The organism is Serratia sp. CY27727, assembly GCF_052169275.1.
GTDB lineage: Bacteria > Pseudomonadota > Gammaproteobacteria > Enterobacterales > Enterobacteriaceae > Serratia > Serratia sarumanii.
The window spans coordinates 302,983-317,470 of sequence record NZ_JBJNLB010000003.1; the positions used below are offsets into that span (position 1 = coordinate 302,983).

The following is a 14,488-nucleotide window of genomic DNA, read 5'->3' on the forward strand; positions in this document are numbered from 1 at the left end:
AATGCTCCTTACAGGGAAGTGAAAGCCAGGGTCGGCACATCGACGATGGTGGAGCCGCCGTCGGCCACCAGCGCCGCGCCGGTAATGATTGAAGCCTCGCTGGAACACAGGAAACGGCACACGCGGGCGATCTCCTCGGCGCTGGCCGGACGGCGCAGCGGCACGTCGCGGCAGACCATCTGGTAAGCCTGCTCCAGCGAAATCTGATGGGCGTCCATCAGCAGTTGCATCTCTTCGTCCGCCATCGGCGTGGTCACCCAGCCCGGGCACACCGCGTTGGCGCGCACGCCCAGCGGGCCATAGTCGCGGGCGATGGAGCGCATCAGCCCGATCAGCGCGTGCTTGGCGGTGACGTAGCCGCAGACCTCCGGCCCGGCGGCCAGCGAGGCGATCGACGCGACAAACAGCAGGTTGCCGCCGCTTTTAATCAGCTCCGGCAGGCAGGCGCGCGCGCTGGCGAAGGCGCTGTTGAGGTTGCTGTCCATCGCCCCTTGCCACTGCGCGTCGGTCATCTCGGTGATGCGCTTGAAGCCCATGCCGCCGGCGCTGCCGATCAGGCAGTCGATGCGCCCGGCGTCGCGCAGAATGGCCGGCAGCAGCGCGTGGTTCCAGCTCTCGCCGCTGGCGGCATCGCCCACCAGCGCCTGCGCGCCGATCTCTTGCGCCAGCGCCGCCAGCGGTTCCGGGCGGCGGCCGATGATGAACACCCGATCGCCCTGCGCCGCCAGCAGACGGGCGCAGGCGGCGCCGACGCCGGTGCCGCCGCCGGTAATCACAACCACTCTATTCATGATTCAGCTTCTCCATCAGTTGGCCGAGCATCAGCAGGCTGCTCAACAGCAGCCGCCGCTGTTCGGCATCCAGCCGCAGGTAGCGGCGGCCGGCCGGCAAACGGCTGACCACCTCCGACGCGGCAAAATGCTCGATATCCACCTGCCAGCGCCCGTCGTTCACCGTCAGCCGCACGCGGCGAAAATCCAGCTGCGCCAGCGTCTCGCCGATCTGCGGGTAGCGCTGCAGGCCGTCCAGCACCCGCTGCGCGGCCGCGTGGCGCTGGCGCAGCAGATAACGCACCCCGCGCCGCCGCAGCCAGCCGCCGGTCACCACGTCCAGCGTCAGCGGGGGCTGCGCTGCGCACGCGCCCTGCAACCGAAAGCGGTGGCTGACGATATGCGCCATAAACAGCCCCTGCACCTGTTCGCCGATCTCGATCTGTGGCCCCTGCGGCAGCGTCAGCCGCAGCAGGCCCGGCGCCAGGCGTTCGCACGCGTAGGGTTCCAGGTTGCGCGCCAGACGATCCAGCGCGGCGCCCGGCCGATAGCCCGACGGCGCTCGCCGCCAGGCGCGATTAAGTGAGGGAAGTAAGCCGATCAAACTGCGCCTCCTCGGTTTCACCCTTGGCGAACGCGTTCTCCAGCACCTGCTCGACCGGCACCGGCTTGAACGGATTCACTTTCTGCACGCACAGCGTCCAGAACAGCGCATAGGCGGCGGTCAGGCCGATCATCCAGCCGAAGGGAATGTAGATGTCGCTCGGGTTCATTCCCGGCGGCGTGATGTAAACGATGGCCAGCACGATACCGACGCTGGAAACGATCTGCGGCAGCGGGAACCACGGCGATTTATAGGCGCGCGGCAGATCGGGGCGGCGTACGCGCAGGATCACCACCGAGCAGGTCACCAGCAGGTAGGCCACGCCCCAGGCGCACACCGCCGCCAGCACCAGCGGAATGATCCTGTCGAGGTTGCCCTGAATGGCGAAGGCGTGTACGCAGGGGATCAATACCGCCACCAGAATGCCGACCACCGGCGTTTTAAAGCGCGGGTGCAGATAAGCGAACATGCGCGGCAGCGCGCCGTCCAGCGCCATGCCGTACAGAATGCGCGGCACCGCCGCCATCAGCGTGTTGATGGTCGCGGCGCCGGCCAGCAGCAGGCCGACGCCGAGCCAGTATTTGCCGAACTGGCCCATTACCTGGCCGGCGAACGCCGGGATGGCCATCGGCGTTTCCAGCAGGCGCGTGCCGCTGGCGGCGTCGATCACCACGTTTTCCACCTGGTGGCTGAGCGCCGCGCCATACAGCGCCATGCACACCGCCACGCCACACAGCCCCAGCGCCATCGCACGCGGGATCACCCGATCGCAGCGTTTGATCTCCGGCGCCATCGGCGTCACCAGCTCACAGCCGACGAACATGAACATCGCCATGCCGATCAGGCTGAATACCGCGAAGGGATCGTTCAGGCTCAGCGTGCTGCCGAACCAGCCCTCGAGCGGCACCGCACGCGGCGACAGCAGCCCGACGATGCCGAAAATCACCAGCGTGCTCCACATGGCGAAGGTCAGCACGATCTCCGCTTTGCCGAAGGCCTCGATGCCGAACGCGTTGAGCAGGCCGAACACGATGACCAGCCCGACGCCGACCATCCAGGAGGCGTTGTGGCTTTCCATCAGGGTGTTGAGGTGCTCGAAGTTCACCAGCGCCATGATGCCGGAGAGAATGGTCTCGGCGGTACCGGCGAAGATGTGCACGATCAGGTAGGCCGACAGCGCGCCGGTGATGGCGAAAAAGCGCCCCATGCCGCAGGAGATGTAGTCGTAAACCGAACCGGAGGTCGGCAGCAGCGCCGCCGCTTCGGAGAAGGTGGTGAGCTGTGCCTGCATCATGATGAAGGCGATCAGCATCGCCAGCGCGAAGGTGTCGCCGCCGATGCCGAAGCCGCTGGTGACCGTCAGAATCACCGGGCTGGCCATGATCACCCCGACCGAACTGGCCAGGGTGGTGGGAAAGCCGACCTTGCCTCGAGCCAGGTGGGCGTGCAACCGCGACGACAGGTTCATGGTTATTTCCTCTTATAGTTTTGGCCTGATGCATGCAGGTGCTTGCAGGTTTTTCACCGCCAGCGGCGGTCATCTCACTATAGAGAGGAAAGGAAAATGCTGACTATCGTCCTTAAGGACGAGACGGTTTCAACCTGCGGCCGTGCTCACGGCGGCGCGCCACTGCATCGCACCCTGCGGGCTGCGCGGGTAGGCGCGCAGCGGCGCCAGCAGCGCGGAAAAGAAGGCGTAATAGCCGGCGCACAGCCGGTTGTAACGATCTTCGCCCACATGCGCCGGGCAGCCGCCCTGGCAGACGCTTTTCACGCTGCAGCATTGGCACTCGCGGCGCAGTCTCTTGTTTTTACCGAACGGCATCTCCGCCGCCCTTGCCGCCAAGGTGGCGAGCGGCGTGTGGCGATCGGCATGGCCGAGCAGGTGCTGCGCGTTGATCAGATGATCGCAGGCGTAAAGCCGCCCGTCCGGCTCCATCACCAGATTGCCGCCGCAGCGTTCGGCGTGTACGCAGCTGGGGCTGACGTGGGTGAAATACTGCGCGTAGACCTGTTCGATGTTCATCACAAACACCTGGCCGACGTGCCCGCGGCTGCGCCAGCGGCGGTATACCGCCAGCATGAAGCGCCCCCAGTTGGCGGCGCTCAGCCCATAGCCGGCGGTGGGCGCATCCCCTTCCAGCATCAGCGGCTGGAACTGCAGATAGCGCGCCCCGATCGCCACCGCATGATCGTAGATCGCCTCGGCGCGATCCGCGACACCGTCGTGCACCACCATCAGCAGGTTGAAATCGATCTGATGGCGCTGCAACAGCGCAATGCCGCGCAGCGCGGCGTCATAGCTGGCACCGCCGCGCTTGTCCGGCCGGTGGGCGTCCTGCACCTCGCGATCGCCGTCCAGGCTGACGCCGAGGATAAAGTGATGCTGCCGGAACAGCCGGCACCAGGCGTCGTTCAGCAGGGTGCCGTTGGTCTGCAGGCTGTTGCTGATCCGCACGCCCGGCGGCGCGTAGCGGCGTTGCAACGCCAGCGCCCGCTTGTAAAAACCGATCCCCGCCAGCAGCGGCTCACCGCCCTGCCAGACGAAGTTGATCTCGCGGCTGTAACGCGGCTGGGCGGCGATGTAGCCGCGGATAAATTCCGCCAGCAGGTCGTCGTCCATCTTGCGCGTCCGCTCCTGCTGGCGCTGCGGATAGTAGCAGTAGCGGCAGCCCAGGTTGCAGCCGGCGCCGATCGGCTTCACCAACAGATGAAAAGGCGCCGCCGCGCGCGGTTCGCTCTCTACCGGGATCTGCTGCGCGCGCAGCTGGGCCAGGTTCATGGCGCCGCCTGCGGCAACGGTTTGTGGGTCAACGGATCCAGGCCGATGTAGTCGCCGGTGCCGGCGTCGACGCCGAGGTAGTCGATCGCTGCGCCTTTGGCTTCAATGACCATGCCCTGCTGCGCAAAGCGGCGATACGCCTCGCTCAGCCGTTTGACTCGCTCCGGGTTGGTGGCGGCCAGATCGCGCGTTTCCAGCGGATCGTCATGCAGGTTGAACAGCCCCCACGGCGCCATCTGCGCCGTCGGCCCGGCCTTCACCAACCGCCGCAGCTTCCAGACGCCGTCCACATAGGCGGCCTGGTTATGCAGCTCCACGCCGTAGGTCGCGCGCGGCACGCGGTCGGCCTCGCCGCTGAAATAGCGTTTGAAGCTGACGCCGACCATCGGCAGCGTCGGTTTGGCCTTCAGCGGTTTGTTGGCGTCGATGCCGGCATAGTCATACAGCGTCGGGGCGATGTCATACACCGCCATCGGCGTGCGGTCGATGCCGCCGCGCCCCTTCAGCCGCGGCGCGGAGATGATGAAATCGGTATTGATGCCGCCCTGCGCGCTGGTGGTTTTGTGGTAATTGGCGTACGGCGCGTTGCTGACGTTGGCCCAGTGCGGCCCGTAGGAGATGAACGATCCCTTGCGGCCGAGGTTGGCGTAGCTATTGTCGAACTGCCGCCAATACTCCGGCTTCGAGCCGTAGTAAAAGCCGCTGGCGGGGTTGGCGCCGTTGTCGGTGGCGAACACGATCACCGTATTTTGGTCGCGGCCGGTCTGCTTGAGGGTGTTCAGCACCGCACCGACCTGATCGTCCATGTAAGCGATCATCGCCGCGTACACCTGCATGGTCTTGGCTTCATATTTTTGCTGCTCGGGCGTCAGCGCGTTCCAGGCCTTATCCAGCGCCAGCGTCGGCATCGGCGTACGCTCGGAAATCAGCCCCAGCGCTTTCAGGCGCTGAATGCGCTGCTGATAGGCCTGCTGGTAACCGGCGTCGTATTTGCCGTCGAATTTGGCGATCCAGTCATCCGGTGCCTGCAATGGATCGTGCGGCGCGGTGAAGGCCAGATAGGCGAAGACGGGCTTATTTTGCGGCGTATCGCGGATCCACTGTTCCAGCTGATCGGCATAGGCCTTGCTGGAATAGAAATCTTTGGGCAACGACACGCGTTTGCCGTTCAGAGTGTAGAAGGTGTGGAACGCCTCCACGGTGCCCAGCGGTTTCGCATCGTCGAAATGGCTGGTGCCGCCGCCCATAAAGGCGAAGGCGCGCTCGAAGCCGCGATCGGTCGGTTTGGCGCCGTCGACATAGCCCAGGTGCCATTTGCCCGCCATCATGGTGGCGTAACCCGCGTCGCGAAAACGCTCCGGCAGCGTGGTCACGCGGTCGGTCAGGCGCATTTCATAGCCCGGCTGCGCGGCGGTGCTCTCATACCACCACATGCCGCCCATGCCGGCCTGCTGATTGGTGTTGCCGGTCATCAGCATCGAGCGCGCCGGCGCCGACATCGGCGAGGTGTAGTACTGGCTCATGCGCACGCCCCGTTCGGCCAACGCCTGCAGGTTGGGCGTCGGTATCTCACCGCCGAACGGGCTAATGTCGGAGTAGCCCATGTCGTCCACCAGAATGATCAGCACATTGGGGCGATCGGCGTCCGCCCCCTGCGCCAGGCCCGATAAGGCGCCGCTCAACGCCACCGCCAACGTTTTTTTCTGCATCGTTCGTTCCCCGTATGGTCATGCGGACTGAACAACCCGACGCCTCAGCCCGAGAAAGGTCATCATTTTTTCGTCTTATACGTTTGGCGCCGCCTGGCGCTATCTTCAATTCGCAGTGTAGGAAGCGGCGGAAAAGCCTGGCTATCGTTCTTAAGAACGAGGGACGACGGCGACGGCATCGGCTGTAGCACGCGCAGGGCGGCGAGGGCTTCGTCCGGGCAAACATTGAAAAGCGCTGTAAATTCAGCGGGAAAAGCGGTGAATTATTTCATTAACCTATTAATGAAAATCGCGAAAAATCCGCCCTGAAAAGCCCTGATTAATGCAGTGTCATCTTGTTATTTATGTGTTTTATTGCAATCGGCCTCACGTTGTTAATATGTTTTTATTGTGTTGCCAAATTGCTACAACTATGCTTGTATCGTTCATATATTGACCGCCAACCTTCTCCAGATTGAACGATAAAGGGAGGAACACGAATCATGCACAGCACAGCATCCGATGCCTTTATCAACAGTTGTTTGGCGACCATTACGCACCTGATCCCGGTGTCCGCCGGGGTGTTTTATCTGGTCGATCGCGACCTGCGGCCGGATCACTACATCCTGTATGGCATGCCCGATAAAACGCATCAGCAGTATCTGAACCACTTCCAACAGATAGACCCGCTGCAGCCGGCCAATTTCCATCGCCAGGACATCACCATGGTCGGCATGAGCCCGGCGGCGATCGCCGGCAACCGCCGCTATTACCATGACTTTATGCTGCCGAACGACATGCGCGACATGACGGAGATCTTCATCCGCCAGCGCAAGCGCATCGTCGCCGGGGTATCGCTGATCCGCGATACGCCGTTTACCGAAGTGGAGCGCGGCCGCCTGCGCGCGGTGCTGCCACTGATCGAGCTGGCGACGCGCGATCTGCTGCCCGACGGCGAGGCGCAGATGCTGACCGCCAAAGAGCAAGAGATCGTCAACCTGGTGCGCGAAGGCGCCAGCAATAAGCGCATCGCCCTGAAGCTGGGTATTTCGCTGTCCACGGTGAAAACCCATATGCGCAATATTTTCGCCAAAACCGACGTGGTGAACCGCACCGAACTGGTCGCCGGCGGCTTTCTCGCCCACGGTTAACGCCCGATAACGGCCGCCGCTGCCGACGGCCGGAAAATAACGCCAAAACGTATTCGCCATTTATGGCGCGGCCTCCCCCTGCCCGCAATCGGGCCGGGCGGGATATTTCATCGTCACTTAACGCTTGGGGAATAAGGTTTATGTCCAGTGATTCGGTTTCCGCGCCCGCCGTCGGCGCGGCGCTCCCCTGCCCTCCGCGGCTGCTGACCGCCATTATCGTCTTCGCCGCCATCGCGCCGGGCATTCTGATGACCGCCCCCGCAGTGGCCGCCCAGCTCGCTGCGCAGTGGCAGCTCGGCCCGGCGCAGATCGGCCACCTGTTCTCCACCGAACTCGGCGCCATGAGCCTGGCCACGCTGCCGGCGTGGTGGTGGATTGGGCGCATCAACTGGCGGCGGGTCGCTACGCTGTCGGCGCTGGTGTTTATCGCCGGCAACCTGGCTTCGGCGCTGGCACAGGATTTTACCCTGCTGCTGCCGCTGCGCTTTATCGCCTCGCTGGCGGGTGGCACCCTGATGATCCTGTGCATCACCTGCGCCGCCGGCACCGCCAATCCCAGCCGGGTCTATGCCTTCTGGGTGCTCGGCCAGCTGGTGCTGGGCGCGGTCGGGCTGCTGGTGCTGCCGCCGCTGTTCGCGCACTTCGGCCTGATGGCGGTCTACCTGATTCTGGCGGCCATCATGCTGTGCTGCCTGCCGCTCATCCCGGCGTTCCCCAACGGTTTCACCGCTGCCCGCGCCGCCCGCAGCGGCCCCGCCGCCTCGCTGGCGCGCAAGCTGTGCGCCGTGCTGGCGGTGCTGACCTTTTACATCAGCCTGAGCGCGGTCTGGACCTTTATCGGCGGCATCGCCGCCGGCGCCGGGCTGTCGCCGGCCCACAGCGGCCAGGTGCTGGCCGTCGCCACCTTGCTCGGCATCGTCGGCGCGGGGGCCGCGGCGCTGATCGGCGCGCGCTTCGGCGGCGGGCGCCCGATCGTACTGGGGTACGCCCTGCTGCTGGCCAGCGTGGCGCTGCTGACGGGCCAGCCCCTGCTGCTGCGCTTCGCCCTGGCGGCCCTGCTGTTCAAATTCACCTGGACCTTCGTGCTGCCGTTCATTCTGGCGCGGGTCGCCGGGTTGGATAACGACGGCAAGCTGATGAACGGCATCAACCTGATGATCGGCGGCGGCATGGCCATCGGCCCGACGCTGGCCGGCTCTCTGATCGAATCTTTCGGCGGTTTCAACGCCTTGCTGTTCGGCGCGCTGGGCTGCGCGCTGCTGTCGCTGCTGTTGATTTCGCTGGCTTCACCGCGCGCACCGCGCCGTATAACAGGAGGAGAAAGGTGAAAAGAACAACCGGTTTCTTGTTTGATGAACGCTGTTTCTGGCACAGCACCGGCCTGCACGCCACCACCCTGCCGGTCGGCGGCTGGGTACAACCGCCCTCGGGCGCCGGCCACGCCGAGTCGCCGGAAACCAAACGGCGTATGAAGAACCTGATGGACGTGTCCGGCCTGTCGCGCCAGCTCACCCTGCTGAGCGCCGAACCGGCGACGGAAGAAGACCTGCTGCGCATTCACCCCGCCCACTACCTGCAGCGTTTCAAACAGGTGAGCGACAGCGGCGGCGGCCTGCTGGGGGAGGAAGCGCCGCTGGGGCCGGGCAGCTATGAAATCGCCAAACTCTCCGCCGGGCTGGCCTGCGCGGCGGTGGAGGCGGTGCTGCAGGGCGAGCTGGATAACGCCTATGCGCTGTCGCGCCCGCCGGGCCACCACTGCCTGCCGGATCAATCGATGGGCTTCTGCTTCCTGGCCAATATTCCCATCGCCATCGAGCGCGCCAAGGCCCGCTACGGCCTCGGCAAGGTAGCGGTGCTCGACTGGGACGTGCACCACGGCAACGGCACCCAGCACATCTATTGGCAGCGCGGCGACGTGCTGACGCTGTCGCTGCATCAGGACGGCTGCTTCCCGGCGGGCTATTCCGGCGAACGGGATCGCGGCGAAGGCGCCGGGGCGGGCTGCAACGTTAACGTGCCGATGCTGGCCGGCGCCGGCGACGACGGCTACCTGCACGCCATACGGCGCATCATCATCCCGGCGCTGGAAAAATTCGAGCCGGAGCTGATCATCGTCGCCTGCGGCTACGACGCCAACGCGCTCGATCCGCTGGCGCGCATGCAGCTGCACAGCGACAGCTTCCGCGCCATGACCGCGCGGGTACAGGACGCCGCCGACCGGCTGTGCGGCGGCAAGCTGGTGATGGTGCACGAAGGCGGCTACGCCGAATCCTACGTGCCATTCTGCGGGCTGGCGGTGATGGAACAGCTGAGCGGCGTGCGCACTGAAGTGCAGGATCCGCTGCTGGCGTTCATCCAGCAACAGCAGCCGCGCGACGCCTTCAACCGCTTCCAGCGCGAAGCGCTCGACGAACTGGCGCGCCAGTTCGGCCTGTAATCCCCTCTCTGCGGGCGCCGCACCCGGCGCCCCTGACAACTTCGTCGCCAGCCGCTACGCTGAAGGGCAACCCTACCACCATGAGAACAATAAGATGCCCGAACAAACCGTCAGCTTTATCAAAGGCCGTCACGGCGACATCGCCGTGCATGATTGGGGAAATGACCAGCCGCGCTATCTGGCGCTGCTGATACACGGCTACGGCGAGCATCTCGGCCGTTACCAATACGTGGCGCGCACGCTACAGGCGCAGGGCGCGCGGGTGTTTGGCCCCGACCATCTCGGCCACGGCCTGTCGCAGGGCGAACGCGTGCTGATCGAGGATTATGACGCCGTGGTCGACGACGTGCAGCGCGTGGTCAGCCATTTCCGGCAGCAATACCCCACCTTGCCGCTGGTGGTGATCGGCCACTCGATGGGCGGTATGATCGCTACCCGCTACGTGCAGCGCTATGGCGAGGAGGTGCGCGCGCTGGTGCTGTCCGGCCCGCTGCTTGGCGACAGAACGGCGATCTCCGATCTGGCCGAACTGCCGACGATCCCCGACGCGCCGCTGGATACCGCTACCCTGGCGCGCGATCCGGCGGTTGGCGCGGCGTATCAGGAAGATCCGCTGGTGTGGCACGGGCCGTTCAAGCGCCCCACCCTGCGCGCCATGCAGCGGATCCTCGCCGCCATCAACGCCGGGCCGGGCTTCGGCGCGCTGCCCACGCTGTGGATCCACGGCAACGACGATCGGCTGGTGCTGATGAGCGAAACGCAAACCGCGCTCGATCGTCTGCGCGGCGACGATTTCGAACGGATGATCAATGCGGGCGGGCGGCACGAGAGCTTTAACGAAACCAATAAGGATCGGATCCTCAAGCGAGTGACCGATTTTATTGCGCGAGCGTTAGGCTAAGGCGCTCCCCCTCAGCGGGCCGAGGGGGGCATGACGGCGTCAGCCCTCGACGATGGCGAGGTAGTGTTTGACGAAGCGATCCGAGGTGATGTCCCAGCGCACCGGGGTGCCTTTCTCGACGAACCAGGAATCGCCGGCCTGATACTGCACCGATTCGCCGGTGCGTTCGTTGGTCAGGGTCGCGCTGCCTTCCCACACCGTGGCGTGCTCGGCGAACGGATACTCCATCACGAAGCTGCCGCGGGTGCAGCTGAACACGCCGCAGTTCAGGTTGTCGGTCGGCTCGCCGAAGATGCTGGCTACGCCGACGGTCGGCGTGCCGGCGATCACCGTGGCGCCCAGGTTGCTGACGCTGCCGATCTCCAGCAGTTCCGGCAGCGGTTGTTTAAGCAGTAACGGTTTCATGTCATTCTCCTCTGAGGGTTAACGGCGGCCTTTCCAGTAGCCGGATGTCTGGTGCCAAACCTTACCGGCGGTGGTCATCACCCGCCGCAGCTTGTCCTTGCCGAAGATGTTGACGTGCGGGATCGAGCTCATCAGATCGTAGCGATCGGATCCTTCGCTCATACCTTCCGCCAGCACCTTGCACACGATGTGGCTCGGCGTCACGCCGAAGCCGGAGTAGCCCTGCACGTAAAACACGTTGTCGCGATCCGGCAGCGTGCCGATCTGCGGGAACAGGTTGGCGCTGCAGCACAGCGGGCCGCCCCAGGCCAGATCGATCTTCACGTCTTTCAGGTACGGGAACACCTTCAGCATCAGGTTGCGGTTCCAGGCCTTGAGATCCGACGGGAAGTATTCGATCAGGCGGGTGGCGCTGCCGAACAGCAGCCGGTTTTCGTTGGTCACCCGGTAATAGTCGATCACCGGGCGGATGTCGCTGTAGGCGCCGCGGATCGGGCTGATCTGGCGGATCAGATCGTCAGACAGCGGCTCGGTGGCCAGCTGGAAGGCGTAGGTATTGATGGTCTTGCGATAAATCTGCGGCTCCATGCCGTTGAGGAAGCCGTTGCAGGCCCACAGCATCTTGTTGGCGCGCACCGAGCCCATGGCGGTGCGCACCGTGATGCGCGGCCCGTACTCCACGTTGAGCACGCTGCTGTTCTCGAAGATTTTCACCCCGTAGCCGCTCAGCGCCTTGGCCTCGCCCAGCAGCAGGTTGAGCGAATGCACGTGGCCGCCGCCCATGTGTTTCAGCGCGCAGGTGTAGGCGTCGGAGCCCACCACCTGCTTCACCTCCGCCCCGGTATAGAGCTCAATCTCCTCCTGCGGCGCTACCGCCTTGAACTCCTTCAGCCAGCCGCGCAGGGTCTTCTCCTGGCGCGCGTTGCTGCCGAGATAGCCGTAGCCGAAGCAGAAGTCGGCGTCGATGTCATATTTCTTGATGCGCTCGCGGATGATGCCGGCGCCGAGGTTGCTGATTTTGAAGATGGTTTCCAGCCCGGCCGGGCCAACGTGGCGCTTGATCTTCTCCAGATCGTGGCCGATGCCGGCCATCACCTGGCCGCCGTTGCGCCCGGTGCCGCCGTAACCCAGATAGCGGCCTTCGAGAATGGCGATGTTGGTGATGCCCTTCTCCGCCAGCTCCAGCGCAGTGTTGATGCCGGAGAAGCCGCCGCCGATGATCACCACGTCGACGTCCAGATCCTCTTCCAGCGTCGGGAAGCGCAGATCGTATTTTTTGGTCGCCGCGTAGTAGGTTAAGGACTCGATTTCGTTGTTCACTGCCGCACTCCCGATTGCCTATGCCATGACATCGGATTATCGGGAGCCGGCAGCCGTGCCGCTATGTCCCCTTAGGGACATTCGTCCCCTTCATCTTTCAAACTACAGCGTTGTTGGCTGCTGACGTTCACCCCAGTCACTTACCTAAGTAAGCTCCTGGGGACGCTCGTCCTGGCCGCCTAGCTGTAGCTTGAAAGCTATAGGGGATAGATCGATACATTCACGCGCTGCGGCGCTGCGGGGCGGTCAGCAACAGGCTGAACAGTTCGGCCTGCGAGCCAATGTTCAGCTTGCCGTAGATGTTCTTGCGGTGATTTTTTACCGTGCCGAGGCTGATGAACAGCCGGTCGGCAATCTGCTGCGAACCGCAGCCGGCGAGGATCAGATCGACAATCTCGCGCTCGCGCGGCGTCAGCAGATAGCGCGCCTGCGCGCCATCGTCGTTCCCCGTGTCGGCCTCGGCCGGCGCCGCCACCACTTCGCCGTGCAGCCGCGCCACGCTTTTCACCAGCGTCAGCGCGCTGCGCAGATCCGCCCGCTGCGGGTAGCGCACCGCCACCGTGCGGCGCGCCGAGCCGAAGAACACCCCCAGCCCGCGCTCCGGCGTCAGCTGCAGCAGCACGCCGGCCTCGTCGTGCCAGCCGGTCTTGCGATAAAAATTACGGTAATAGTCGCTGTGATAAAACCCGCAGGGCGCCAGCTGGCGCAGCGTGAGTACCTCGCCTGCGCCGCCGTCGTTCAGCGCACGGTAAAACGGATCCTGCAGATAGGCGCCCTGTTGGTAGATCTGGTTGACCGCATCGCTGTTATCCCGCTCGGTTTTGATCAGGCAGCGCGGCGGCCGGCCGCGTTCGAAGGCATAAACGATGGCGTTGTCGAAGGCGAAAAACCCTTCCAGCCAGTTCAACAGGCTGGGATAAAAGCGCGGGCTGGCCACCGCATCGATCACCGCAGACAAGCGTTCAACCTGAATATCCATACCCGCCTCGCCATTATTAATACATTAACAATCTACCGATTTCGGATGGGGTTGGCCGCATGACGGCCAGTACTGTTAAAAAAAGCATCAGGCGTGCCGAAATGCAAGAACGCGATCGTTTACATGTTAAACAACTCACAAGTTGCCGCAGCGGGGAAAGCGGTGGCCGCTCTGCGCCCGCTGGCTTATGCTGTGGCATCGCGCCCTGCAACGCCGTCAAGGAGACCTCATGTCCGTCAGCCACATCATCGCCAACCGCCAGACCTGGTTCGGCCACGGCAGCATCCGGCAACTGCCGCCGCTGCTGCTTGCCGATCCGCAGCCAACGCTGCTGTTCAGCTGCCGATCTTTTCTCAACGGCCCGGTGTACGCCGGCCTGCGCGAATCGCTGGCGCCACTGTTCATCGGCACCGAGATCGTCAGCCACGAGGCGTCACCGCAGGAAATTGACGCCTGGGTGGCGCGCTGGCGCGGCCAGGCGCGGCGCGTGGTGGCCATCGGCGGCGGCAGCGTGCTGGACGCCGCCAAGGCGTTCTCCGCGCTGGTGGAGCATCCGCTGCCGACGCTGCGCTATATGGAAAAGGTGGGCGACAGCAAAATCAGCGGCGCCACCCTGCCGCTGATCGCCATTCCCACCACCGCCGGCACCGGCAGCGAGGTGACGCAGAACGCGGTGATCACCGACACCCAGGTCAGCAAAGTGAAGGCCTCGCTGCGCCACAATAACTTCGTGCCGCACACCGCCATTCTCGATCCGCTGCTGCTGGCGGGCGCGCCGGACAAGGTGCTGGCCTACTGCGCCATCGACGCCTTCACCCACCTGTTCGAGGCCTATCTGTCGAAAACCGCCGGCGCCATGACGCGCGACATGTCGCTGAGCGGCATCCGCCACTTCCTTGCGGCCTGGCCGGCGCTCAACCGCAGCGATACGGCGCGCGAAGCGATTATGCAGGCTTCCTACCTCGGGGGGCTGACGCTGAGCGCCGCCGGGCTGGGGGTGATCCACGGCATCGCCGGCGAGATTGGCGCGCTGCGCGACTACCACCACGGCCAGGTCTGCGGCCGCCTGCTGCTGCCGTTCCTCGCCCTGCTGGAAAGCAGCGAACAGCCGCAGCAACGCGCGCTGATGGCCGAACTGGCCGCGCGCCTGTACCCGCACTGGCAGGGCAGCCCGGAGAGCTACCTGACCGATTTCATCACCCGCCACGCCATCGCGCCGTTCTGGCAGGACGATTTGCCGATTTCCGGCCAGGAACTGGCGGTTGCGCTGGACAAATCCAACAGCAAGAATTCCTGGATCGACTATGCGCCGGCGCAGCGGCAACGGATGATCGAAGAGGCGTTTCGCGTCGAATGACTATTTCTACTCTAAATAGTTGGAGCTGCATCCCGGCGGCAAGAGGCGGCTCGCCAGGAGCTTACTCAAGTCAGTGACTGGCGTACGCGCTCGC

General features: G+C 64.4%; 13 protein-coding genes. 5 read left to right on the plus strand and 8 right to left on the minus strand.

What is annotated here, in order from left to right:
- Positions 1 to 8 precede the first annotated feature (8 nt).
- The 5 genes from ACJ8HB_RS11015 to ACJ8HB_RS11035 all read right to left on the minus strand — a co-directional run bounded on the left by ACJ8HB_RS11015 (position 9) and on the right by ACJ8HB_RS11035 (position 5,865).
- Complete coding sequence (locus ACJ8HB_RS11015) at positions 9 to 791, minus strand: SDR family NAD(P)-dependent oxidoreductase (RefSeq protein ID WP_033636968.1); 783 nt, start codon at positions 789 to 791, stop codon at positions 9 to 11.
- Positions 784 to 1,374, minus strand: coding sequence for a DUF3156 family protein (locus ACJ8HB_RS11020; RefSeq protein WP_047569456.1), 591 nt, complete (start codon positions 1,372 to 1,374; stop codon positions 784 to 786). Before ACJ8HB_RS11020 ends, ACJ8HB_RS11015 begins: the two co-directional genes overlap by 8 nt.
- Positions 1,349 to 2,842, minus strand: coding sequence for an APC family permease (locus ACJ8HB_RS11025; protein ID WP_094859826.1), 1,494 nt, complete (start codon positions 2,840 to 2,842; stop codon positions 1,349 to 1,351). The genes ACJ8HB_RS11020 and ACJ8HB_RS11025 overlap by 26 nt, the downstream gene beginning before the upstream one ends.
- Before the next feature lie 129 nt (positions 2,843 to 2,971).
- Positions 2,972 to 4,156 carry an anaerobic sulfatase maturase gene (locus tag ACJ8HB_RS11030; protein WP_047569459.1) on the minus strand — a complete coding sequence of 395 codons (1,185 nt, stop codon included), beginning with the start codon at positions 4,154 to 4,156 and terminating at the stop codon, positions 2,972 to 2,974.
- Positions 4,153 to 5,865, minus strand: coding sequence for an arylsulfatase (locus ACJ8HB_RS11035; RefSeq protein WP_047569462.1), 1,713 nt, complete (start codon positions 5,863 to 5,865; stop codon positions 4,153 to 4,155). Before ACJ8HB_RS11035 ends, ACJ8HB_RS11030 begins: the two co-directional genes overlap by 4 nt.
- Before the next feature lie 482 nt (positions 5,866 to 6,347).
- Here ACJ8HB_RS11035 and ACJ8HB_RS11040 point away from each other — a divergent pair, with 482 nt between their 5' ends.
- The 4 genes from ACJ8HB_RS11040 (at position 6,348) to ACJ8HB_RS11055 (ending at position 10,333) form a co-directional block, all read left to right on the plus strand.
- Positions 6,348 to 6,995, plus strand: coding sequence for a helix-turn-helix transcriptional regulator (locus ACJ8HB_RS11040; RefSeq protein WP_033636963.1), 648 nt, complete (start codon positions 6,348 to 6,350; stop codon positions 6,993 to 6,995).
- Positions 6,996 to 7,135: 140 nt separating this feature from the next.
- Positions 7,136 to 8,323, plus strand: coding sequence for an MFS transporter (locus ACJ8HB_RS11045; RefSeq protein ID WP_094859827.1), 1,188 nt, complete (start codon positions 7,136 to 7,138; stop codon positions 8,321 to 8,323).
- Entirely contained in the window at positions 8,320 to 9,432 is a 1,113-nt protein-coding gene (locus ACJ8HB_RS11050) for a class II histone deacetylase (protein WP_047569464.1), read from the plus strand. Before ACJ8HB_RS11045 ends, ACJ8HB_RS11050 begins: the two co-directional genes overlap by 4 nt.
- Before the next feature lie 94 nt (positions 9,433 to 9,526).
- Entirely contained in the window at positions 9,527 to 10,333 is an 807-nt protein-coding gene (locus ACJ8HB_RS11055; protein WP_047569466.1) for an alpha/beta hydrolase, read from the plus strand.
- Between the two features lie 39 nt (positions 10,334 to 10,372).
- Here the strand turns inward: ACJ8HB_RS11055 and ACJ8HB_RS11060 are convergent, their stop codons facing one another.
- From ACJ8HB_RS11060 to ACJ8HB_RS11070, 3 genes are all read right to left on the minus strand, one after another.
- Entirely contained in the window at positions 10,373 to 10,738 is a 366-nt protein-coding gene (locus ACJ8HB_RS11060) for a cupin domain-containing protein (protein ID WP_019454941.1), read from the minus strand.
- A gap of 18 nt (positions 10,739 to 10,756) precedes the next feature.
- Positions 10,757 to 12,058, minus strand: coding sequence for an NAD(P)/FAD-dependent oxidoreductase (locus ACJ8HB_RS11065; RefSeq protein WP_033636959.1), 1,302 nt, complete (start codon positions 12,056 to 12,058; stop codon positions 10,757 to 10,759).
- A gap of 220 nt (positions 12,059 to 12,278) precedes the next feature.
- Positions 12,279 to 13,037: a helix-turn-helix transcriptional regulator gene (locus ACJ8HB_RS11070; protein ID WP_047569468.1), complete on the minus strand. Its 759-nt coding sequence runs from the start codon at positions 13,035 to 13,037 to the stop codon at positions 12,279 to 12,281.
- A gap of 229 nt (positions 13,038 to 13,266) precedes the next feature.
- Between ACJ8HB_RS11070 and ACJ8HB_RS11075 the strand changes: the two genes are divergently transcribed.
- Positions 13,267 to 14,394, plus strand: coding sequence for an iron-containing alcohol dehydrogenase (locus ACJ8HB_RS11075; protein WP_047569470.1), 1,128 nt, complete (start codon positions 13,267 to 13,269; stop codon positions 14,392 to 14,394).
- Positions 14,395 to 14,488: the final 94 nt, after the last annotated feature.

Excerpts from the sequence above, each read along its gene's own strand:
- ACJ8HB_RS11035 (WP_047569462.1), bottom strand. The coding sequence starts at position 5,865 with ATGCAGAAAAAAACGTTGGCGGTGGCGTTGAGCGGCGCCTTATCGGGC.
- ACJ8HB_RS11025 (WP_094859826.1), bottom strand. The coding sequence starts at position 2,842 with ATGAACCTGTCGTCGCGGTTGCACGCCCACCTGGCTCGAGGCAAGGTC.
- ACJ8HB_RS11060 (WP_019454941.1), bottom strand. The coding sequence starts at position 10,738 with ATGAAACCGTTACTGCTTAAACAACCGCTGCCGGAACTGCTGGAGATC.
- ACJ8HB_RS11040 (WP_033636963.1), top strand. The coding sequence starts at position 6,348 with ATGCACAGCACAGCATCCGATGCCTTTATCAACAGTTGTTTGGCGACC.
- ACJ8HB_RS11045 (WP_094859827.1), top strand. The coding sequence starts at position 7,136 with ATGTCCAGTGATTCGGTTTCCGCGCCCGCCGTCGGCGCGGCGCTCCCC.
- ACJ8HB_RS11055 (WP_047569466.1), top strand. The coding sequence starts at position 9,527 with ATGCCCGAACAAACCGTCAGCTTTATCAAAGGCCGTCACGGCGACATC.
- ACJ8HB_RS11070 (WP_047569468.1), bottom strand. The coding sequence starts at position 13,037 with ATGGATATTCAGGTTGAACGCTTGTCTGCGGTGATCGATGCGGTGGCC.
- ACJ8HB_RS11030 (WP_047569459.1), bottom strand. The coding sequence starts at position 4,156 with ATGAACCTGGCCCAGCTGCGCGCGCAGCAGATCCCGGTAGAGAGCGAA.
- ACJ8HB_RS11015 (WP_033636968.1), bottom strand. The coding sequence starts at position 791 with ATGAATAGAGTGGTTGTGATTACCGGCGGCGGCACCGGCGTCGGCGCC.
- ACJ8HB_RS11075 (WP_047569470.1), top strand. The coding sequence starts at position 13,267 with ATGTCCGTCAGCCACATCATCGCCAACCGCCAGACCTGGTTCGGCCAC.